The organism is Microbacterium sp. BDGP8, assembly GCF_029991045.1.
Lineage (GTDB): Bacteria > Actinomycetota > Actinomycetes > Actinomycetales > Microbacteriaceae > Microbacterium > Microbacterium plantarum.
On sequence record NZ_CP120712.1, the window covers coordinates 640,916 to 662,082 of the forward strand.

16 protein-coding genes and 2 tRNA genes are annotated in these 21,167 nt (G+C 70.4%); 11 read left to right on the forward strand and 7 right to left on the reverse strand.

Annotated elements, in window-relative coordinates; translation table 11 throughout:
- Positions 1-26: 26 nt before the first annotated feature.
- A complete protein-coding gene (locus P6897_RS03010) occupies positions 27-923 on the forward strand; it encodes an EamA family transporter (RefSeq protein WP_282502047.1) in 897 nt (298 codons plus the stop codon).
- Positions 920-1,882, forward strand: a complete 963-nt coding sequence (gene pheA, locus P6897_RS03015) for a prephenate dehydratase (protein WP_112616472.1) — start codon at positions 920-922, stop codon at positions 1,880-1,882. Before P6897_RS03010 ends, pheA begins: the two co-directional genes overlap by 4 nt.
- Positions 1,883-1,926: 44 nt before the next feature.
- Here pheA and P6897_RS03020 read toward each other — a convergent pair whose 3' ends face one another.
- From P6897_RS03020 to P6897_RS03030, 3 genes are all read right to left on the reverse strand, one after another.
- Positions 1,927-2,973 carry an LLM class flavin-dependent oxidoreductase gene (locus tag P6897_RS03020; RefSeq protein ID WP_269267208.1) on the reverse strand — a complete coding sequence of 349 codons (1,047 nt, stop codon included), beginning with the start codon at positions 2,971-2,973 and terminating at the stop codon, positions 1,927-1,929.
- 48 nt (positions 2,974-3,021) lie between these two features.
- Positions 3,022-4,386, reverse strand: a complete 1,365-nt coding sequence (locus P6897_RS03025; RefSeq protein ID WP_282502048.1) for a deoxyribodipyrimidine photo-lyase — start codon at positions 4,384-4,386, stop codon at positions 3,022-3,024.
- Between the two features lie 63 nt (positions 4,387-4,449).
- Positions 4,450-5,640, reverse strand: coding sequence for a diacylglycerol kinase family protein (locus P6897_RS03030; protein ID WP_323987231.1), 1,191 nt, complete (start codon positions 5,638-5,640; stop codon positions 4,450-4,452).
- A gap of 115 nt (positions 5,641-5,755) precedes the next feature.
- Here P6897_RS03030 and serS point away from each other — a divergent pair, with 115 nt between their 5' ends.
- The 4 genes from serS to P6897_RS03050 all read left to right on the forward strand — a co-directional run bounded on the left by serS (position 5,756) and on the right by P6897_RS03050 (position 9,608).
- Positions 5,756-7,021: a serine--tRNA ligase gene (gene serS / locus P6897_RS03035; protein WP_274178360.1), complete on the forward strand. Its 1,266-nt coding sequence runs from the start codon at positions 5,756-5,758 to the stop codon at positions 7,019-7,021.
- Positions 7,018-7,959: an HAD family hydrolase gene (locus P6897_RS03040; protein WP_103841269.1), complete on the forward strand. Its 942-nt coding sequence runs from the start codon at positions 7,018-7,020 to the stop codon at positions 7,957-7,959. Before serS ends, P6897_RS03040 begins: the two co-directional genes overlap by 4 nt.
- Before the next feature lie 48 nt (positions 7,960-8,007).
- Positions 8,008-8,095 (forward strand) — tRNA-Ser (locus tag P6897_RS03045).
- A gap of 709 nt (positions 8,096-8,804) precedes the next feature.
- Positions 8,805-9,608: a hypothetical protein gene (locus tag P6897_RS03050; protein ID WP_274178361.1), complete on the forward strand. Its 804-nt coding sequence runs from the start codon at positions 8,805-8,807 to the stop codon at positions 9,606-9,608.
- 47 nt (positions 9,609-9,655) lie between these two features.
- Here the strand turns inward: P6897_RS03050 and P6897_RS03055 are convergent, their stop codons facing one another.
- On the reverse strand, positions 9,656-10,513 hold the full coding sequence (locus P6897_RS03055; RefSeq protein ID WP_282502050.1) for a hypothetical protein: 858 nt from the start codon (positions 10,511-10,513) through the stop codon (positions 9,656-9,658).
- Between the two features lie 306 nt (positions 10,514-10,819).
- Positions 10,820-13,267: an acyltransferase family protein gene (locus P6897_RS03060; protein ID WP_282502051.1), complete on the reverse strand. Its 2,448-nt coding sequence runs from the start codon at positions 13,265-13,267 to the stop codon at positions 10,820-10,822.
- Between the two features lie 110 nt (positions 13,268-13,377).
- On the opposite strand from P6897_RS03060, the gene P6897_RS03065 reads away from it, so the two are divergent.
- The 4 genes from P6897_RS03065 (at position 13,378) to P6897_RS03080 (ending at position 17,546) form a co-directional block, all read left to right on the forward strand.
- Positions 13,378-14,136: a hypothetical protein gene (locus P6897_RS03065; RefSeq protein ID WP_282502052.1), complete on the forward strand. Its 759-nt coding sequence runs from the start codon at positions 13,378-13,380 to the stop codon at positions 14,134-14,136.
- Between the two features lie 4 nt (positions 14,137-14,140).
- Positions 14,141-15,781, forward strand: coding sequence for a RecQ family ATP-dependent DNA helicase (locus P6897_RS03070; RefSeq protein WP_282502053.1), 1,641 nt, complete (start codon positions 14,141-14,143; stop codon positions 15,779-15,781).
- 270 nt (positions 15,782-16,051) lie between these two features.
- Positions 16,052-17,362 (forward strand): LCP family protein, encoded by a 1,311-nt coding sequence (locus P6897_RS03075; RefSeq protein WP_282502054.1) that lies wholly within the window; start codon positions 16,052-16,054, stop codon positions 17,360-17,362.
- 92 nt (positions 17,363-17,454) lie between these two features.
- Positions 17,455-17,546 (forward strand) — tRNA-Ser (locus tag P6897_RS03080).
- A gap of 59 nt (positions 17,547-17,605) precedes the next feature.
- Here P6897_RS03080 and P6897_RS03085 read toward each other — a convergent pair.
- Positions 17,606-19,318 (reverse strand): P-loop NTPase fold protein, encoded by a 1,713-nt coding sequence (locus P6897_RS03085; RefSeq protein WP_282502055.1) that lies wholly within the window; start codon positions 19,316-19,318, stop codon positions 17,606-17,608.
- A gap of 290 nt (positions 19,319-19,608) precedes the next feature.
- Here P6897_RS03085 and P6897_RS03090 point away from each other — a divergent pair, with 290 nt between their 5' ends.
- The gene (locus P6897_RS03090) at positions 19,609-20,415 is read left to right on the forward strand and encodes a sugar nucleotide-binding protein (protein WP_274178368.1); all 807 of its coding nucleotides are present in this window, start codon (positions 19,609-19,611) and stop codon (positions 20,413-20,415) included.
- A gap of 108 nt (positions 20,416-20,523) precedes the next feature.
- Here P6897_RS03090 and P6897_RS03095 read toward each other — a convergent pair whose 3' ends face one another.
- A complete protein-coding gene (locus P6897_RS03095; RefSeq protein WP_274178369.1) occupies positions 20,524-21,120 on the reverse strand; it encodes a TetR/AcrR family transcriptional regulator in 597 nt (198 codons plus the stop codon).
- Between the last annotated feature and the right edge of the window lie 47 nt (positions 21,121-21,167).

Here is a 21,167-nt window from a genome sequence, read left to right on the forward strand (position 1 = left end):
TCGTTCTGGACGGTGGACTGAGCCTCGTGACTCGACGCGACATGATCCTGGCGGCTGCGGTGGCGGCCCTGTGGGGGTTCAACTTCCTCGTCATCGACTGGGGCATGGCCGGCATCCCGCCTCTGCTGTTCGTGGCGATCCGGTTCGCCGCCGTCGCCGTCTTCGCGCTCGTGGTGCCGCGCCCTCGGGCCGGCTGGGGGTCGGTGATCGGGGTCGGGCTGTTCATGAGCCTCGGCCAGTTCGCGCTGCTGTACCTGTCTCTCGGGCTCGGGCTGCAGCCGGGTCTCGCCGCGCTGTTCATGCAGGCCCAGGCGGTGTTCACCGTCGTCATCGCGGCCGGAGTGCTGCGCGAGCGCCCCACACCGGGGCAGGTGATCGGCGTGGGCCTCGGGATCGCCGGGCTCGCGACCGTCGCCGCCGGCCGTGGGGGAGACGCTCCCGCGCTCGCCGTCGTGCTCGCGCTCGGCGCCGCCCTTTCGTGGGCCGTCGGCAACGTGATCGCCCGCCGCGCCGGCGTGGTCACCGGGCGCGGTCCGCTCGGGGCGCTCTCGCTCACCGTCTGGTCCGCCCTCGTCGTGCCGGTGCCCGCGCTCGTGCTGGCGCTGGTGTTCGAGGGGCCGGAAGCGATCGGCGCGGGTCTTGCCGGGTTCGGCATCCGCGCCCTCGTCTCGACGGTCTACACCGCGGGGCTCTGCACCCTCGTCGGCTACGCGATCTTCAACGGTCTGCTGGCGCGCAATCCGTCAGCCGCCGTCGTGCCGTGGGTGCTGCTGGCACCCGTCGTGGCGATGGCGGCGGCCGCGGCACTGCTCGGACAGATCCCCGCCCCCGCCGAGATCGTCGGCGGAGCGGTGCTCGTGCTCGGCGTGCTCGTGACCAGCGTGCGCGTGCCGTGGGCGCGCCGGTCTAGGCTCGTTGCGTGACGCCCGAGCACGACGACCAGCCCGCCCGCCGCACCTACAGCTATCTCGGGCCGGCGGGGACCTTCACCGAGGCCGCCCTCGCCCAGGTGCCCGAGGCGCGGGACCAGATCTGGCGGTCGGTGCGCAACGTCGGCGAAGCGCTCGCGGATGTCGTGGACGGACGCTCGGATGCCGCGATGATCGCGATCGAGAACTCCGTCGACGGCGGAGTCTCGACGGCGCAGGACGCGCTGGCCACGATGCCGGGTCTGCGGATCGTCGGCGAGTACCTCGTGCCCGTGAACTTCGTGCTCGTGGCGCGGCCCGGCACTCGAATCGAGGACGTGTCGCTCATCGCGGCGCACCCGGTCGCCTACGCACAGTGCCTGCAGTGGCTGCTCAAGACGCTCCCCGAGCACGCGCACCTGCCCGCCGCGAGCAATGTCGCCGCCGCGGTCGGCCTCATCGACGGGGTCAGCGACGCCGACGCGGCGATCGCGCCCCCCGGCATCCTCGAGCATCACGACCTCGAGCTGCTCGCATCCGACATCGGCGACAACGAGCACGCGGTCACCCGGTTCGTCCTCGTGAGCCGCACGGTCGCCCCGCCGTCGCCGACGGGGGCCGACAAGACCTCGCTCATCGCGGAGCTGCCCGATGACCACCCGGGTGCGCTGCTCGAGCTGCTCGAGCAGTTCTCGACCCGCGGCATCAACCTCTCGCTGATCGAGTCGCGGCCGATCGGCGACGCGCTCGGACGGTACCGGTTCGTCATCGACGCCGACGGCCACGTCGCCGACGAGCGCATGGCCGACGCCCTCATGGGCGTGCGGCGTTTCAGCCCGAAGGTGCTGTTCCTCGGGTCGTACCCGCGCGCGGACCGGGCGATCGTCCGCTACCCGCAGCGGTACTCCGACGACGTCTTCGTCGAGGCGCGCGACTGGCTGCGGGCCCTGATCTCCGGCGAGCCCGAGGCCTGACCCACCGCCTCCCCACGACCGCCGGGGCCGGGGCCGGGTCAGGGTCAGGCGGCGAGGAGCTCGAGGGTGCGGATGCGGGCGGGAGCGGCATCCGGCTGCTCGCCGTCGTGCGCGGCCGACACCGGCGAGACCATGACCTCGTCGACGCCGTGCTGCGCGGCGAACGCGGCGAGGGCGGCCTGGGCCTCGGGGCCGGTGCCGACGAACCAGCGCGAGCGCAGGGCATCCAGCAGCGGTGCGGCGAGGTGGTCGGTCGCCTCGGCGGCGGCGGCCTCCTCGACGGTCTCGAGGGCGATGAGCGGACGGTTTCCCCGCAGGCGTGCCATCATGCGGGCCTGCGGCAGCATGAGGGCTTCGGCCTCCGCATCGCTGTCGGCGACGACGGCGTTCGCGGTGAGGAACGTCCGCGGCGCATCGAGGGTCTCGGACGGTCGGAACTGGTCGCGGTAGAGCCCGAGCGCACGGTCGAGGCCTTCACCCGAGAAGTGGTTCGCGAACACGTACGGCAGGCCGAGGGCGGCGGCGAGCTGCGCCGAGTAGTCGCTCGATCCGAGCAGCCAGACATCCGGCGTCGTCGTGGCGGCGGGCGTCGCGTGGACGTCGTACGTCCCGCCCGACGTGAACCGCACCGTCGCGCCGTCGCCGGTCACGAGGGCCAGGATGTCGCGGACGTTGTCGGGGAACCGGTCGACGTCGCTCGTCGTGCCCGACTGACGCAGCAGCTGCGTGATGACGGGATCGCTGCCGGGGGCGCGCCCGATGCCCAGGTCGACGCGTCCGGGGGCGATCGCCTCGAGCGCCGCGAACTGCTCGGCGACGACGAGGGGCGAGTGGTTGGGAAGCATGACGCCGCCGGAGCCGACCCGGATGCGGGAAGTGCGCGCTGCCGCGGCTGCGATGAGCACCGGCGGGGTCGTCGAGGCGACGGCGGGCATGTTGTGGTGCTCGGCGAACCAGTAGCGGCGGTAGCCGAGCTCGTCCGCCCGCTGCGCGACGGTCAGCGACGCCGCGATGGCCTGCGCGCTGGTCTGTCCCGTGCGCACGGGCACGAGGTCGAGCACGGACAGGGCGGGGCGGGATGCATCAGTCATATCGCCTCTGTCAACCGTGCGGCCGCCGCGGGCATTCCCGCGCCCGCCTCACCGCGCCCGCTTCACCGCCTCGTACGCCTGCAGCGCCGCCTTGCGGGTCGCCGCGAGGTCGACGATCGGCTCGCGCGCGGCGCTGTCGGGTGCCCACTGGCCGATGTAGAGCCCTCTCGGGTCGAATTTCTCGGCCTGGCGCTCGGGGTTGAAGATGCGGAAGTACGGCGACGCGTCCGCGCCCGACCCCGCGACCCACTGCCAGTTGAAGGCGTTGCTGGCACCGTCGGCATCGACGAGGGTGTCCCAGAACCACTGCTCACCGAGTCGCCAGTCGATGAGCAGGTTCTTGGTGAGAAAGGATGCCGTGACCATCCGCACCCGGTTGTGCATGTATCCGGTGTGCCAGAGCTCGCGCATCCCGGCATCCACCATCGGCACGCCGGTCTCGCCCTTCTCCCACGCCGTCAGGTGTGCGGGGTCGAGGGCCGGCCAGGCGAAGGCGTCGAAGCCTCTCCGCCAGTTCTTCGTCGCGAGATCGGGGAAGTGGTAGAGCGTGTGCGACGCAAACTCGCGCCAGCCGAGCTCGGAGAGGAAGCGCGAGGCGGAGGTCGCATGGGCGCCGGTGCCGCCGCCGGTTTCGACTCCTGCGTGCCAGACGGTGTGCGGGCTCAGCTCGCCCCATCGCAGGCGCGGCGAGAGCAGCGAGGTCGCTCCCGCGCTGGGTTCGTCGCGGGCCGCGTCGTAGGTGCCGAGGTCGTCGTCGAGGAACTCGCGCAGGCGTGCGCGCGCCGCCGCCTCGCCGGGCTGCCAGCGCTCGCGCAGACCGCCCGCCCAGTCGGGCCGGGTGGGCAGCAGCTCCCAATCGTCGAGGTCGTCGCCGGCGGGCGATGAGCGCAGGCCGGGGACCTCGTCCGGCCGGGGGAGCGGCTCACGCGGGGCGGGCAGGTTGCGTGCCGCGTTCCAGAACGGGGTGAACACCGAGAACGGAGTGCCGCTCCCGGTCTTCACCGTCCACGGCTCGAACAGCACGTTCGCCGCGAACGACTCGACCTCGACGCCGTCGGCGCGCAGACCGTCCTTCAGGTCGGTGTCGACAGCACGCTCGGCTCCGCCGTACCGGCGGTTCCAGTAGACGGCTCCGGCACCGATGTCGTCGACGAGTGACCGGACGACGGATGCCGCAGCTCCGCGGCGCAGCACGAGATGCGACCCGCCAGCGCGCAGATCGTCGGCGAGCGATGCGAGCGAGTGGTGCAACCACCACCGTGCGGCGCCGCCGAGCGGGCGGATGCCCGCAGACTCCTCGTCGAGCACGTACAGGCCGACGACGGGCTCCCCGCGGTCGAGGGCGGCGCGCAGCGCGGGGTGGTCGGCCAGGCGCAGGTCGTCGCGGAACCAGACGATCGAAGGCGAGCTCATCCCGTCATCCTGTCGGGCCACCCCGGCGTCAGCGAGCGGTTGACAGCGCGGACGCGCGGGGGCTCAGCCGCCGGGCAGCTTATGCCCGGCCGGCACGGCGACAACGAGACCGCGCGGGTCGATGCGGGTCTGCACGTGCTTCGCCTCGCCGAACTCGTCGCCGTCGAGCTGCACCGGGTGCGGCTCCTGCGGGGCGAGAGCGACGCCGCGGCCTCGCGAGTAGACGACCGCGTTGTCCTTCGTCCGCAGCGCGAGCACACGGCGTCCGGCCCGGAACTTCCGCAGGAAGCTGTTATCCCACGCGACGCGGCGCCACACGAGCAGCCAGCCCCAGAAGCCCTTCGGCTGCATGATGACGACATCGAGCTGGCCGTCGGTGATCGAAGCCTCGGGAATGAGGGCGATGCCGGCCTGCAGCGACCCGCAGTTCGCGAAGAGCACGCTCTGCACGCGAGCCGCGTGCATGCGGTGCCCGTCGAGCTGGTAGACGACGCGGAACGGCTTGGCGTTGACGAGCGAGCGCGTCGCGCCGTCGACGTATGCGACCCAGCCCACCGACTTCTTCAGCTGCGGGTTGGTGTTGGCGATCATCGCCGCGTCGAGCCCCATGCCGCCCATGACGACGAACGCGTGCTTCTCGACCTCGCCGCTCTCGCGGGTGATCCGCGCCCAGCCGACGTCGATCGCGGTCCGGTCGCCGCTGAAGGCCGCTTCGATCATGGTCTCGGGCTCGGTGAGGGGCAGACCGAGGTTGCGGGCGAGCAGGTTCCCCGTTCCGCTGGGGACGATGGCGAGCGGGATGCCGCTGCCGCTCATCTCTCCCGACACGGCACGCACCGTACCGTCGCCGCCGGCCACGAGCACGACGTTGACGCCCGACTCGAGCGCCTGACGCGTGACGTCGTCGCCGAGGTCGTCGACCGTCGTCTCGTAGAAGAGGGGCTCCTCCCACCCGGCCGCCTCGGCGGCGCGGAGCACCTGCTCGCGCAGAGCGTCGCCGTCGACCTTGATGGGGTTGTAGACGAGGGCCGCCTTGGGATTGGGCTTCTCCGAGCCGCCCGACATCGGCTCCGTCTCGCCCTCGGGGCCGACGCGGCGTGCCTCGCCGGTCTCACCGTCGGTCGTGTCGGGCGCGACGTCCTCGGGCTCGCGGATGACGTCGTCGGGAGCCGCCGCCTGTTCCGGGTCGGGGGTCTGGGAGGTGGGATCGTCGGAGCGCTCCCGCGAGGAGGTGTCGTCGGACTCGGTCGCCATGGCTACACCCTAGGGGTGGCCGCCCGTGGCGGATTGCCCCTTGCGCCGGACGGCCGCGGCGGTACGGGGTGCGCTGATCCGGCTGCGCGGATGCGGGCGACCCTAGACTTGACGCGTGATCGACCTCGCATTGCTCCGTGAACAGCCCGACCTGGTGAAACTCTCGCAGGTGAAGCGCGGGAACTCGTCGGAGAGCGTGGATGACGCCATTGCCGCCGATCGCGAGCGCCGCGAGGCCATCACGACGTTCGAGCGGCTCCGTGCCGAGCAGAACGCCCACGGCAAGAAGGTCGCGCAAGCGCCGAAGGACGAGAAGGCCGCGCTCGTCGCCGAGGCCAAGCAGCTCAGCGAACGGGTCAAGCAGGCCCAGCAGGCCGTCACCGCCGCCGAGGAGGCCGCCGACGCCGCGCTCGCCCGCATCGAGAACATCGTCATCGATGATGTGCCCGCGGGCGGCGAGGCCGACTTCGTCACGCTTCGCACGCACGGTGAGCCGCCGTCGTTCGACTTCGAGCCGCTCGACCACCTCGCCCTCGGCGAGAAGCTCGGCGCCATCGACATGGAGCGCGGCTCGAAGGTCGCCGGCAGCCGCTTCTACTTCCTCAGCGGCATCGGCGCGCGCCTCGAGATCGCGCTCATGATGCTCGGCCTCGACCGTGCCCTCGCCGCCGGGTTCACGCCGCTGATCCCGCCGACGCTCGTGCGTCCCGAGGTCATGCGGGGCACCGGGTTCCTCGGTGAGCACGCCGCCGAGGTGTACCACCTCGAGGAGGACGACGCCTACCTCGTCGGCACGAGCGAGGTCCCCCTCGCCGGGTACCACATGGACGAGATCCTCGACCTCGAGCGCGGCGCCAAGCGCTACGCCGGATGGTCGACCTGTTACCGGCGCGAGGCCGGCTCGTACGGCAAGGACACGCGCGGCATCATCCGGGTGCACCAGTTCAACAAGCTGGAGATGTTCGTCTACACGACGCCCGCCGACGCGGCGGCCGAGCACCTGCGCCTCGTCGAGATGCAGGAGCGGATGCTGCAGGACCTGGGGCTGTCGTACCGCGTCATCGACGTCGCTGCCGGCGACCTCGGCTCGAGCGCGGCGCGCAAGTACGACATCGAGGCGTGGGTGCCCACGCAGGGCGCGTACCGCGAGCTCACGTCGACCTCGAACTGCACGACGTACCAGGCGCGTCGCCTCGACATCCGTCACCGCCCCGACGGCGGCAAGACCGAGCCGGTGGCGACCCTCAACGGCACGCTCGCCACGACCCGGTGGATCGTCGCTCTTCTCGAGACCCATCAGCGGGAGGACGGCTCGGTCGTGATCCCCGAGGTGCTGCGGCCTTATCTCGGCGGCCTCGAGGTCGCGGAGCCGATCGCATGACCGGCGCCGACGGCGGGATGACGCAGGCGCCCGACGCGCTTCCCGACGAGGGCGGCATCGAGGTCGTCGCGCCGCGCGATGCGGCCGAGATCGTCGAGGACGTCGCCGAGGTCATGCCGGCGGTCGCCGGCGCCTCGCGCCTGATGATCGTGCTCGACATCGACGGCACCGTGCTGCTCGAGGACGAGACGCTCAGTCCCGGCGTGGTGGAGGCGGTCGCCGACGCGCACGCGGCCGGTCACGAGGTGATGCTCGCGACAGGACGCTCGTGGGAGGGGACGCATGGCATCCTCGGCTCGCTCGCGCTGAACCCCGACTACGTCGTGTGCTCGAACGGTGCCGTGATCCTCAAGCGGATCGACGACGACTTCGCCGACGTGCTCGCCTACGAGCGCTTCTTCATCGAGACGTTCGACCCGAGCGAGGTGCTCGGCCTGCTGCGTCAGCACCTGCCGCACGCCCGCTACATGGTCGAGCTGCCCGACGGGCGCCGCCTCTACACCGAGGAGCTCCACGACTGGAACCTGCACGACGCCGACAAGGTCGCTTTCGCCGAGCTGTCGGAGCAGGAGGTGTGCCGCGTCGTCGTGGTCTCTCCTGATGAGACCGACTCCGACTTCGTCGAGCTGGTCGACCGCATCGGCCTGAACAAGGTGTCGTACGCGGTGGGCTGGTCGGCCTGGCTCGACATCGCGCCGCAGGGCGTCGACAAGTCCACGGCGCTCGAGCGGGTGCGCACGTGGCTCGACATCGAGCCGGCCGACGTCCTCGTCATGGGCGACGGCCGCAACGACATCGGGATGTTCCGCTGGGCGCGCGAGCGCGGCGGGCGGGCGATCGCGATGGCGCAGGGCGCGACCGAACTGCTGGCCGAGGCATCCGAGACCACCGTGTCGGTTCAGGAGGGCGGCGTCGCGGCCATCCTCCGCTCGCTCTGACCGGGGCCGCGGGCGGCTAGGATCGAAGCTCAGCGGTTCACGCCGCTGGGAGGGTTGTCCGAGCGGCCGAAGGATCCAGTCTTGAAAACTGGTGGGCAGCAATGTCCCGTGGGTTCGAATCCCACACCCTCCGCCATGCCAGACCAGGCCGCGTTGACAGTATTATTCCGGCGGTGGAATAATACTGTTCATGGGCTTGATCAGCGTGGCTGATGCCGCCTCACAACTCGGCGTCTCGCCGCGGCGTGTCCGCGCGATGCTCGCTTCTCAGGACATCAGCGGCGAGCGCATCGGTACGCAGTGGATGGTGGAATCAGCGAGCCTTCCCTCGTTCGGACGCCGCGCGGGACAGCCTTTCAGTCCACGGGTGGCGTGGGCCTTCATCGCTGTGGCAGAAGGCAAGACTCCGGACTGGGTCTCGCCTTCCGAACTCTCCCGTCTGCGATCGCGATGGCGAAAGTTGCGGGACAGCCCCGACCCGCTGCCGGTCATACGCTCCAGCCTCGCGCGACGGGCGGTTCGGTCGCGGTTGTCCGGCCCCGAGCCCAGCCGAGTGGGTGGTGACCCTCGTGTCATCGCGACGGGGGCGAGCGATCCGCGGGCGGGGATGTCCACGGCCCAGTTCGCAGAAGGGTACGTTCACTCGCTCGATCTTGAAAGCGTCAAGAGGAAGCACCTGCTGCTGCCTGCAGTCGGCCCGGAGAATGTCGTTCTTCGAGCAGTAGATGGTCCAGTGCCTCGCCCTCTGCCCTGGCTCGCCGTCGTGGCCGACCTATCTGAAGGCGGAGCGCGGGAAGCGCAGCAAGCTCTCGTGCTTTTCAGGAAACAGGTGGGCGACGGTTGACATGATCGACTTGCCGACAATGACTGTGGCGCAGGAGCAAGCGTGGCTGACCTTGCTCGACATCTATGAGGAGCTCGCGACGGGTTGGACCATCGTCGGAGGCCAAATGGTGCACCTCTGGTGCGCCGAACGAGGTGTTGCGATGGCGCGACCTACAGACGACGCAGACACTGTCCTCGATGTGCGGTCGGAGCCGGAAATCCTTCGCGTCTTCACCGCCGCGTTGAGCCGACGCGGTTTCGAAGCAGAGACAACCGGTTCAGGAGTTCAGCACCGGTGGCGCAAGGGTGCAGCGGCTGTCGACGTGCTCATCCCTCGGCATCTCGGGCCGGTTGCGGCAAACAGAACTGGCGTTGGTGGCGGCCGGACGATCGAAACGCCTGGCGCACAGAAGGCCGTAAATCGAACAGAAACGGTGCAGGTGCGAATCGGAGACCGTGTGGGAAGCGCGCCGCGGCCGTCTCTTCTCGGCGCCTTGATCGCGAAGGCGGCCGCCTACACCGTCCCGCTCGACCGGAACCGCGCCCGACATCTCGGCGACTTCGCTCTCCTCGCGACGCTGCTGGGACCGGATGACGTTGACGGCCACCCCGGGTTGGACAAGCGCGAGCTCGAGCTGATGATGAACGCTATCGGGCATGCGCGCGCCGACCCGCGAACCTGGCGACATGTGGAGGCCGGATCGGCGGGGCTGGACAGGCTGTCGCTCGTTGTCGACACGGCGAGACGAACGCGTGAATTGAGCGGGACGCGGCCGCCGCCGGATTCCCCCTCGCGTGAGAGCTGGGGCTCTGCCCGCGGATAGCCCCGTTCGGCCGGGCACGGCGACGTACCCAGCCGAACAGCTGACGGTCACGGAAGCTGGAAGTAGACCTCGTCGGCGAGGATTCCCGGCGTCACGCGGATGAGGCCATCGAGCGAGGACGGTACGAGGTACACCTGCTTGCCGGTGTCTGAGGCGCCTGCCAGCAAGCTCGCCGTGCCGAAGGTGGGCTCGACACCGGAGACGAAGTTGTCCCAGGTCGAGATGACGGTGCCGTCCGCCGCGACGTACTCGACCTGGACAAGTGCAGAACTACCGTCGCCGCTCCCCTTGTAGGTGGCTGTCATGTCGAGGATGACGTACTGGGTGCCCTCGCCGGGTTCCGTGTTGAACGAGTTCCCGGCCATCACAGCGTCGTTTCCGTTGCGCTCGAACGAGTTGAGGATCACGTCCCAGTCGTTGTTGCTGATCGAGGCGCTGAACGGCAGGGGGTCCTCGCGCGTGCCGGTAGGGGCGTCGCTCGTGGCCTCGTCGGCCGTTTCGTCCTGCGGCGCGGCACCTGCCGGGGCCTCGTTCACGGTCGTGCTTCCGCCCGTCGCCTCATCGACAGCGTCCGAGAGCGCGGTGGCGACGACGAAGGTGAAGACGAGGAAGCCGACGATGGTTCCCACGACCGAGACGATGATCGCCGTCAGCCCCTGCCACTTGACGCGGCCCGACAGGCAGACGGCGACGATGCCCAGGATGAAGCCGGCCGGCAGGAGGATCCAGCCCAGGATCAGTGCAGCGGGCACGCACGCGAAGATGAATCCGACGGCGGAGATCGCGAGCGCGACGATGCCGACGATGTTGCGCTGCTTCGTCGGCATCACCCCCGCGGGCTGAGGCGGGTAGTAAGGGGCGGGCTGCGCTTCGGGCGCGCCGAAGGGCGGCGGAGTGGTGGTCATGCGGATCTCCAGATTGAACGGTGTGATGCCACGCAGACACGACGAGCGTCGTCAGGTGGCGCCCCCAGAGCAGCCACGTCGAGCGGGCACCTCAAGCTAGTCCTCCGCTCGCGCTGCTCTGGACGCGCGAGTCGCTGGCGGCCGCCTCCGACGCGACGATCCGGTGCTGCCGACGCCCGGAAACGCGGGCGAAACCACGACCGGCGTCGGGCGAAGGATCTGCCGTCCGTGGCACGTGCCCCGCGCATTACGGCCCGAAGTTCATCCAAACGGATGAAGGCTCCCGTCCGCGTCTCGCTCCGCGGGCTAGAGCAGCCCGCGAGCGGCGAGTTCGGCGCGCAGCGCGGGCACGATGTGCTCCGCGTACGCGACGGTCAGGTGCGTGCGGTCGTACCGCGTCGGGATGTCGCCCGCGAAAGCGGGGCAGACGAGCTCCCAGCAGGTGAAGGGCAGTGAGCTCACCGCGTGGTTGCCGGATGCGGCCGCCACCTGCTCGGCCGCCGACTCCATCTGGCCCCACGTGCTCGAGACGCCGGCCGCGCATCCGTACGGCGAGGCGGCGGGGGAGTAACAGCGCCCGAGATCGGCGCCCTCCGGCGGCGGCGCGAGGTGCACGATGCGGCCCGGCATCCCGTAGGTGTCGGCTTCGGCCTCCTGGGCGGCGAGCAGCGCATCGGCCGAGAGGTCGGCGCCGTCGGGGGTGTGGCCGAGCGTGTACGCGTTCGACATCACGACGAGGGTGGGCGCGTCGGCGAGGATCATGGCGCGGACATCGGCCTTGCGCTGCGGGCATGCCGTCATGACGCCGGCGCCGTCGTTCTGCACCGCGACGTCGGTGAAACGGCATCCGTAGAGGCCGACGGTCGTCACGCGGATGCCGCCGTCGCTGTCGTCGGCGAGCTTGCGGAACGCCGGGGCGTAGGCCATCGCGGTCGAATCGCCGACGAGATAGACGTGGACCGGGGCGTCGGAGCTGCCCGTGGAGCAGCCCGCGGCGGTCGGCGACACCTCGGGCGAGAAGCAGTCGCGAGCCGGGTTGCTCGCCGACGACCGGGTCATGACCTCGTCGAGCGAGGGATGCAGCTGGGGCCACTCGGTCGCGGTCGCGGCCGAGGCGAGCTCGGCCTGCAGGGCGGCGATCGGGTCGCCGGGGTCCGCGTCCGCCGCGTCGCTCGCGGCGTCGGCGGCGCCCGCGGGCGGGAAGGCGACGAGCGATGCCGTGAGGCCGCCGAAGACGTTCTGGACGACGAGCACGACGGCCAGGGCGGCGATGCCGAGCCCGGATGCCGCGAGCAGCGCCGGCGGGCCGAAGCGGGCGCGCCACGCGGCCCAGGGCGCAGAAGCGGGCACCGGCTCGGGCGCGGCGGCGGGGGCGGGTTCGGGGCTTGCGATGGCGCGCGGCGCTGGAACCTCCGGAACGCCCGGGCCGTCGCCGAGGTCCGCGCGGCTCAACTCAGGAGCGCCGCTCGACGGGCTCGTAGACGTGGCCGAGGGCGCCCCGGGGTAGTACCGCGTCCCGGGAGTCCAGCCCGCGGGGCGGGTGCTGAGCGCGCGTGGAGCCGGTGCTGGAGCGGCATCCCGAACCAGCTCGGCAGCGCGCACCGCTGTGGGCACCAGCGCGGCGGCGGCATCCTCGGGCGGCGTCTCGGCCGATTCGCCGCCGACCGGCCGGCCGTACGGCGCGAACCGGAACGGCCGTTCGACGAGGTGGTACGACGCCACGGCCAGGACGAGGGTGATCGCCAGCACGAGCGCCGTCGTGGCCTCTCGGGCGGGCAGCAGCACCGCGGCGAACACGATGACCGGGAAGTGCCACAGATACAGCGAGTACGACACGTCGCCCGCGAAGACGCTCACCGGGTTCGTCAGCGGAAAGAGATGCCGGTGCCGCGGGTCGCCCGGCACGCCGCCGGCGAGAACGAGCGCCGTCGCGGCGACGGGAAGGGCGGCCCACGGAGCCGGGAATCCGCCCGCCTCGGGATCGATGACGGCGAAGGCCACGATGAGGCCCCCGACACCGATCCACGACACGAGTCCGCCGACGACGGGCGGGATGCGGCGCAGCAGCGGCACCGCCGCGGCGATGAGCGCCCCGACGGCCAGCTCCCACGCGCGGGTGAAGGTGGAGAAGTAGGCCGGGACGGCGGCATCCGCGCTCTGCAGCAGCGCCCACGCGAACGATGCGGCGACGACGACCGCTGCGAGCACGGCCACGGCCCCGGTCGCCGCCGCACCGCGACGGCGGGCGGCAGGCAGGAGCGAGACGGTCAGTAGGAGGAGCAGCGGCCAGGCGAGGTAGAACTGCTCCTCGACCGCGAGCGACCAGAAGTGCTGAAGCGGCGAGACCGCGTCGTCGGCGTGGAAGTAATCGGTGCCGACCGCGGTGAATCGCCAGTTCGCGGCGAGCCCCGCCGACCAGAGGGCGTCGAGGAGCGTCTGCTCGGCGCGCGGGCGATTGAAGACGACGAAGGCGCTCGCCGCTGTGGCGATGAGTACGACGACCGCGAGGGGCAGGATGCGGCGGGCGCGCCGACCGGCGAAGGCGGCGAGGCGGATGCCGCCCGTCAGCTGCGCCTCGCGCAGCAGCGCGCCGGTGATGAGGAAGCCGGAGACGACGAAGAACACGTCGACCCCGACGAATCCGCCACGTGGCCAGCCGACCGCGTGCGCGCCGATGACCGCGAGGACGGCGAGGGCCCGGAGGCCCTGGATGTCGCGTCGCGGCGTCGGGTGGGAGAGCGTGGGGCTGTTCACATGGCGTCCGGAAGGGCGTCCCCGAGTGTAGTGGGAGCGATCTCATAGCGCATCGACGTCCGAACGCAACCCCTGTGCGCAAGATGCGGGAAATCGGGTTCGGTGGTGCTATGACAGCTCTTCCTCGAGCACCTCTCGCCCGCGGCGCCGGAATGCTGCTCCGCGGGTTCTTCGGCGCTCTGCTGATGCTGCGTCGACCGCGCCCGATCCACGTGCGCGGCACGATGCTGACGGGCACGGTCCGCTGGGTCGGGCCCGAGCGCCGGTCGGGCATCTCGTGGATCGACGAGCCACCGCAGTCGGGTGAGGCGAGGGTCGTCGCCCGACTGTCGCGTTCCGTGGGGCTGCCGGACGCCCTGCCCGACATCTTCGGGCTCGCTCTGCGCCTCTCGGGCGAATCCGCATCACCGGAGGTCGACGCCGGCGACATCGAGTTCGCCTCGACAGGACGGGGCGTGCCGCTGCGCTACGCGCTGCTGCCCCTGCGCCGGCCCGAGCGCGCACGCTTCGGCATCCTGCTGCCCTACCGCGGTCGTCGCGGTCCGGTGCTGCTCTCGGCGACGACCGTGGACGGCGGCCCGGATGCCGCGGACTGGCGGCTCGTGCTCTCGTTCGCCTCACCGCTCGGCCCGTGGCGTCCGTTCGTGCTCCTGCGGCTGACGCGCGCTGCATGGCCCGGCGATCAGCCTCGATTCGACGCCGGACGGCGGGTGCTGCCCGGCGCGCGGGTCTACCCCTGGGTGCGCGCGCTGCGCCAGCCGTCCTATGACCGTGTGCAGCGGCGCGGGCTGCCCGCCGACGACGCGCCTTCCACACCGGAAGCGCCGGCGCAACCGGCGTGCGCTGTGGCAGCGGGCGCGATGGACTGAATCGGTGCAGCCCGACGAGATCGCCCGTGTCGCCCGAGAGTCCTTCGGCATCGAGGAGCTGCGCCCGCAGCAGCTCGATGCGATCGAGGCGGCGGTCGCCGGGCGAGACGTGCTGGTCGTCTGGGCGACGGGTGCGGGGAAGTCGGCCGTCTACCAGGTCGCTGCGGCTCTCCGGCCCGGCCTGACCGCGATCGTCTCGCCCCTCATCGCGCTGCAGGAGGACCAGCTCGCGCGCATCGAGGAGGCACCCGATGCGCCCGACGGCGTCGCCCTGAACTCGAGCCGTGGCGCGCGCGCCCAGCGCGAGGCCTGGGACGCGATCCGGTCGGGAGAGGCCTCGTACGTCCTGCTCGCGCCCGAACAGCTCGCGAAGGATGACGTCGTCGCCGAGCTCGCCAAGGCCGGGGTCTCGCTGCTGGTCGTGGACGAGGCGCACTGCATCGCAGCCTGGGGACACGACTTCCGCCCGGACTACCTGATGCTCGGCGAGGTCTCCGAGCGTCTGGGGCGACCGCCGATCCTCGCGATGACGGCGACGGCCACCAGCCCCGTCCGCACCGAGATCATCGAGCGGCTCGGCATGGACGACCCGGCCATCCTCGTGGGCGACGTCGACCGGCCGAACATCGAGCTGAACGTCCGCCGTCACTCCGAGAAGTCGGGCAAGCGCGACGCCGTGATCGACGAGGTAGTGGAGCTGCCCAAGCCGGGGCTGCTGTACACCGCCACCCGGCGCGGCACCGAGGAGTACGCCGAGGCGCTGCAGGAACGAGGGATCAACGCCGTCGCGTACCACGCCGGCCTGTCGGCGAAGGAGCGGCACGGGGTGCACGAGGCGTTCCACGACGGCGAGGTCGAGGTCGTGGTCGCCACCTCCGCGTTCGGGATGGGGATCGATAAGGCCGACGTGCGCTTCGTCGTCCACGCCGACATCCCCGACTCCATCGACGCCTACTACCAGGAGCTCGGTCGCGCCGGCCGCGACGGCGAGCCCGCGACGGCGACGCTTCACTATCGGCCCGAAGACCTGTCGCTGCGACGTTTCTTCGCGGCGTCGGCACCGAAGCGGGGCGAGCTCAAGCGACTCGTCGACGCCATCGCCGGCGCGACGCGGTCGCGCGCCGAGATCGCCGCGGCCGGCGGGCTGTCGACCCGTCGCGTGACCGCGCTGCTGACGGTTCTCGTCGATGCGGGCGCGATGCGGACGAGTCGCGCCGGGGTCGCGCTGCGGCGGGGGATGACCGTGGAGCGCGCCGTCGACGCTGCGTTGGAGAGGTCGGCCGAGCGGGAACGCATCGACGCCTCCCGTATCGAGATGCTCCGCAGCTATGCCGAGACCCGTCGGTGCCGGCGGGCGACGCTGCTCGGATACTTCGGGCAGGACTACGTCGAGCCGTGCGAGAACTGCGACACGTGCGCGGCATCCGCGAACGACCGAGCGGCGCGCGAGGAAACCTCGGAGGAACGGGGTGATCACGCCGACGGTCCCTTCCGCGTCGACGACGTCGTGCGCCACCACGAGTGGGGTGAGGGAACCGTGATGGCCGTCGAGGACGACCGTGTCACCGTGTTCTTCGAATCGCAGGGGTACAAGGTGCTCGCCACGGAGCTCGTCGCCGAGCGCGGTCTGCTCGAACCCGCCTGACCGCCGGTCGCGACTCGCCCCTGGGAGCGGTTACCAGTCTCGTCCCGTTCCGGCCGGTTGCCCGCTCGCGGCTGGTTAGCGTGCAGGTGAGCACGGCGACATGTCGGGCGGTGGCGGCTGAATGGGGGGCGTCACCGCCTCGCATGTCCGGGGCGCTCACGGACTTTCCAGACATCCGTCCCTATGATGAGTCGGTCACCGGGAGTGCCTGCGCGACGCGAAGAGCGCGCACCCGAACGCACTCCTCGCCGGCTCGTCGAGAGGACACCCGTGAGCGCACGTTCCGATGCGAAGGCGTCGCGGCGCCGTCGTCGTCCCGTCGCCCGGCACGGCCAGCTGCGGTCGCCGAACCCGCTGACCCAGATCCTGGCGGTGCTCGGCGTCATGGTCGCCGTCGTGGTCGTGAGCGGTGTCGCCGTCGGCGGCTTCTACGTGTGGAACGCCACGCAGGTCGTGGCCGATGCCGGCGTCTCGATCGGCGACGACGACTCGCAGCTCCCCCCGACGATCGGCGAGATCGAGGGCGGCGTGAACATGCTCGTGGTCGGCACCGACTCGTGCGAGGGCGCGAACGCCGAGCTCTCGTCCGCCTGCCAGGCGAAGGACACCGACGGTGAGCGCAACGATGTGACGATGCTCGTGCACATCAGCGACGAGCCGCGGCGCGTGACGGTCATCTCGTTCCCGCGCGACATGATCGTTCCCATCCCCGCCTGCACCGGTGAGGACGGCACCCAGTACTCGGCGATGAGTGCGCAGATGCTCAACGTCTCGTACATGTACGGCGGTCTCGCGTGCTCCGTCAGCACGATCGAAGAGCTGACCGGGATCGACATCCAATTCGCCGCCGCGACCCGCTGGACCGGCGTCATCAACATGTCCGACGCGATCGGCGGCGTCGACGTCTGCGTGTCGGATGACGTCAACGACTCTCACACGGGGCTGAGCCTGACTAAGGGCAACCACACCCTCCAGGGCACGGAAGCGCTGCAGTTCCTCCGCACGCGGTACGCGATCGGCGACGGATCCGACCTCGGCCGGATCTCGAACCAGCAGCAGTTCATGAGCTCGATGGTGCGCAAGCTGCAGTCCGACGGGGTGCTCGGAAACCCCACGGCGCTGCTCAATCTCGCCACCACCGCCGTCGACCAGGTCGCCAGCGGGCAGATCAAGCTGAGCTCGTCGCTGTCGAGCCCGCAGCGGATGGTACAGATCGCCCTCGCCATGCGCAGCGTGCCCTACGAGGACATCGTGTTCGTGCAGTACCCCACGGCCTACGTCAACGGCGGATCACGTGTGCAGCCGGTCGAGAGCGCCGCCAAGGTGCTGTTCGACGCGCTCGCCGCGAACCAGCCGGTGCAGCTGAGCGGGTCGACGAGTGACGGCTACGGCACCGAGGTCGTCGGCGAGGCGGCTCCTCCCACGCCCGCTCCGACCGATTCCGCAGCGCCCGCCGACCCGGCGGCGACGCCGGACGCGCCCGCGACGGACGCGCCCGAGGCGGGCGGACCGGTCGTGCTGCCGGAGTCGGTCACGGGCCAGACGGCGGCGCAGGTCACCTGTACCGTCAGCTCCCGGTGAGCCGGGGTGCTCTCCGGCCCTCGATTCGGAGCCTGAGGCAGTCCGGGCTATGATTGCCGGGTGCATCCGCGCCGTCTCGCGTCGGATGCCGTGGAGACGTCGCATAGTCAGGCCTAGTGCACCACCCTGCTAAGGTGGAGTCCCCGTAAGGGGACCGAGGGTTCAAATCCCTCCGTCTCCGCCACGAAAGAAGCCCCGGTCCGCCGGGGCTTCTTCGTTCGCGCAGCGAATCGGGTGTCGGAATCACCGCAGCGATCGCGAGATGTCGTAGATCTCGGTCAACAGTTCGACGACGGAGTCGGACGATGCCAGCGCGGTCACTTCAACGTTCAGTGGGTACCCTGACGGAGATTCGCGCAGGACCATTCCCGCATCACGGACGTGTGCCGGCCCGAGCCCGCGGACCAACGCGTCCCATTCGGCTCCGTGTGTCGCACCGCCGTCCCTCAGCGCGACACGACGTCCGAAGCTCAGCCTGAAGCCCTTGCGGCTGTAGCTCAGTGCCGCCACACGGGGCCGCACGCGAGGTGCGGCACTCATGATCTCCGAAGCGTCACCGGACGCGTAGAGCACGAGGTAGCGGAGCTCCGGCTGGACGAGCCAGCAGACCGGCTTCTCGGCCTGCTGTAGGCGTTGTTCGAGGTTCGCGAGGATGTCGGTTACCGCGGTGGCGGTCGTGGCGCGCGAGCGCTTCTTCACGAGCGCCTCGATCTCCTCCATGGACGCCGGGCGTAGGGCCGCCCCGTCGGCGCGGTCGACCCGCCGCGGCGTCTCGACCGCCGTCACCTGCGTCAGTTGCACCGCGTCTCGGAGCTGGACGAAGTCGGTGAAGCCGTCGGCGTCGCTCAGGTGCCGCGCGAGCAGAGCATGGAAATGAATGAAGGCGGCTTGTTCTCGCAGCGAGATCTCGAGGTCCTCGAAGAGGCGCGCGCGTTGCTCGTCGTCCAGGTCTGACAGCAGGCTCTCGCTGAGGATGTCGAGCTGAACGGATTCCTCCGTGTCGATCTCGATGTTTGTCGAGTACACCGCGTCGACGATGCGATCGTGCAGCTTCGGATACGCGGTTTGAGCGCACAGCATGACCACCATCGTCTGCTCCAGCTCGTGCGTACGATGTGCGGGCGAGACGAGCTTCAAGAGTTCGAAGGAGTTGAGTAGTCGTTTGATCGCACGAGGGTTTGTGCCCATGGTGGCCCGCACGATCTGCACGACCTCTTCGGATGCGCCGGGTTCGAGCTGAAGTGCGTCTCCAATCAGACCGCGGACGTCATACGACCCGACAGGCATCGAGAAGGGCACCTGGATGATCTTGTCGAAGTACTGTCGCGCTTTGCGAGGATCGACGTCGTTTCCGTACTTGACGCGGACTCCCCGGACAACCACCTCGAAGTCGACGGCGAGCACGAAAACGCACTGCTTGACCTCGAAGAAGAGCTTCAGACTCTCCAGGATCTCGATGGCGCGCCCCGGCTCCACGCGATCCAGATCGTCGATCAGGATCACAATGCGATCGACCTTCTCGCTCTTGCAGTACTGCTCGACGGCGTCTCCGAAATCCGCGCGGATGCGCTTGAGCCGAGAGATGTAGTCGGGTTCCCCGTCAGGAGTTGCGGCGTCGGTGAGTACCGTTAGGGCGGCATCCATCACGCCCTCCACCTGAGCGAACTTCGCCATGGACTTCGCGCCGCCGACAGCCACACCGGTGGCGAGGGCGCCCAGGAACGGCAAGAGCTTTTTGGCCTTCTGAGACGCCGTGGCGATAGGGCGGAGGATCTCGTGTGCGAGCGAGAAGACGAGCGAGTCGCCGAGATCGAACTGAGAGTAGAGCCACGTGTTGAATTCGATGACCTTCACGGCACCGGCGGCGGCGTCGCGGGAACCGGCGAGGCGGTTGCTGATGAAATTGAGCGCCGTCGTCTTGCCGGTTCCCCAGTCTCCTTGAACGGCGATCGTCATCGGGGTTTGGCAGCGTCGAACAAAATCCGCGAGCCCATCGTAGTAATGACCGATTCCGAGTTGGTCGCTGCCGCTCGACGGGTCCAGGGGAAGGTCGATATATCCGATTTCGTTTCGGGATGCGCTCTGTGCCACGCTCGCAGACTAGCGAACCGCGGGATGAGATCTGATTCCGCCGCGGGGGTCGGGATCCTGACCCGCGACCTCGGGTCGCGAGGCGTGGATCTGTGAGGCCCCAGCCCGAGCCGGCCCCGGCCCCGGCCCCGGCGCACCCTGGGAGGATGGGGGGCATGACTGCTCGACGTACGCTCCTGGTCGGATCCGGCAAGGTCGCCACTCGCCTCGGCGAGAGTCTCGTCGATGCGGGGCAGGAGGTCGTCGCGATCCGGCGGAGCGCCGGCGGCATCCGGCCTGCGTTCACGCCGATCGTCGCCGACCTCGCAGCGCCCCTCGACACGACGTTGCCCGCGGTCGACGCGATGGTCGTCACCCTTCCACCGGGGGATGACCCCGGCTTCTACCGCGCCGCGCTGGAGCGCATCGCGCGAGCGCTGCCGAAGCCGCCCGAGCGCACCGTATTCGTGTCGTCGACGCGGGTCTTCGAGGGGTGGGGTCCGGAGCGTCCCCTCGACGAGGACGACGAGCCCCGGCCGACGAGCACGCGCGGCGAACAGCTCGTCGACGGCGAGCATGCGGCCCGCGAGATGTTCGACGCGATCGTCGTGCGGCCCGCCGGGATCTACGGCCCCGGACGTGAGCGGCTGATCCGGCAGGTGCTCGCGGGTGAGCCGGTCGACTACGAGCGTCGCACCAACCGCATCCACGAGGTCGACCTCGTGCGCGCGATCGCGCAGCTGCTCGACGCGGACGCGCCGCCTGCGCTTCTGCACGGCGTCGACCGGCGACCCGCGACCCTCGGCGAGGTGGTCGAGTTCATCGCGGATCGCCTCGGGGTCGACGCTCCGCCGCGCGCGGAGGTCGAACCCGACGCTGACCGCGGCAAGGTGCTCGACGGCTCGCGCCTCGCGGCGATGCTCGACTTGACGTTCCCGACGTTCGTCGAGGGCTACGGGCGCATGATCGCCGATCGAGGCTGATCGCCGAACCCAGAAGCGGCGATACAGCCGTCGGACCGGTGGTGCTGGTGTCGCCTGCAGCGGGCGCCGAGGCCACATCAGCCCCGCCAGTCCGACGAATGTATCGGCTCAGGCGCGGGGCCGCAGCAGGCCGACGAGCAGCAGGCGCATCGCGGCGACGGGGTCGGTGTCGTCGGTCAGCCAGCGGATCTGGATGCCCTCCCACCCGCTGATCACGAGGTCGGCCAGGGCTCGAGGGTCGTCGTCCGCATCGAGTCGGCCGCGGGCGCGATCGTCGGCGATGGCCGCGGCGTACGTCTCGGTGACCGCGCGGTAGCGCTCGAGCAGCCACGCGTGCGCCTCGTGCTCGGGGTGCGTCGCCTCGGCCGACACGATCGAGAACATGCGCACGAGCTCGCGCCGGGCGAGGTTGCGCTCGACGATCGCCAGCACGCTCGGGATGAACCCGTCGCGGGCTGCGCGCGCGGGGAAGTCGGTGTCGGCGGCATCCTCCTGCTCGAGGACGGCCGCCAGCAGCGAGACCTTCGTGGGGAAGTGGTGCATCACGGTGGTGAGACTCAGATCGAGCTGCTTGGCGATCTGCCGGAGCGACCCGCCGCGGTAGCCGTGGGTGCCGAACACGACGGTCGCCGACGCCACGATCTCCGCACGCCGGGCCGCGCTCTTCGCGTACGGCCCACGGGGGTGAGGGGCGTCGGATGGCATGACCCGAGCGTAGAACACATCAATCCCGTGCATCTGCACGTGTTTCG

Coding starts and splice junctions, on each gene's coding strand:
- P6897_RS03055 (WP_282502050.1), bottom strand. CDS start 10,513: ATGACCACCACTCCGCCGCCCTTCGGCGCGCCCGAAGCGCAGCCCGCC.
- P6897_RS03030 (WP_323987231.1), bottom strand. CDS start 5,640: ATGGCGACCGAGTCCGACGACACCTCCTCGCGGGAGCGCTCCGACGAT.
- P6897_RS03095 (WP_274178369.1), bottom strand. CDS start 21,120: ATGCCATCCGACGCCCCTCACCCCCGTGGGCCGTACGCGAAGAGCGCG.
- P6897_RS03090 (WP_274178368.1), top strand. CDS start 19,609: ATGACTGCTCGACGTACGCTCCTGGTCGGATCCGGCAAGGTCGCCACT.
- P6897_RS03025 (WP_282502048.1), bottom strand. CDS start 4,386: ATGAGCTCGCCTTCGATCGTCTGGTTCCGCGACGACCTGCGCCTGGCC.
- P6897_RS03020 (WP_269267208.1), bottom strand. CDS start 2,973: ATGACTGATGCATCCCGCCCCGCCCTGTCCGTGCTCGACCTCGTGCCC.
- P6897_RS03050 (WP_274178361.1), top strand. CDS start 8,805: ATGATCGACTTGCCGACAATGACTGTGGCGCAGGAGCAAGCGTGGCTG.
- P6897_RS03065 (WP_282502052.1), top strand. CDS start 13,378: ATGACAGCTCTTCCTCGAGCACCTCTCGCCCGCGGCGCCGGAATGCTG.
- P6897_RS03040 (WP_103841269.1), top strand. CDS start 7,018: ATGACCGGCGCCGACGGCGGGATGACGCAGGCGCCCGACGCGCTTCCC.
- P6897_RS03085 (WP_282502055.1), bottom strand. CDS start 19,318: ATGACGATCGCCGTTCAAGGAGACTGGGGAACCGGCAAGACGACGGCG.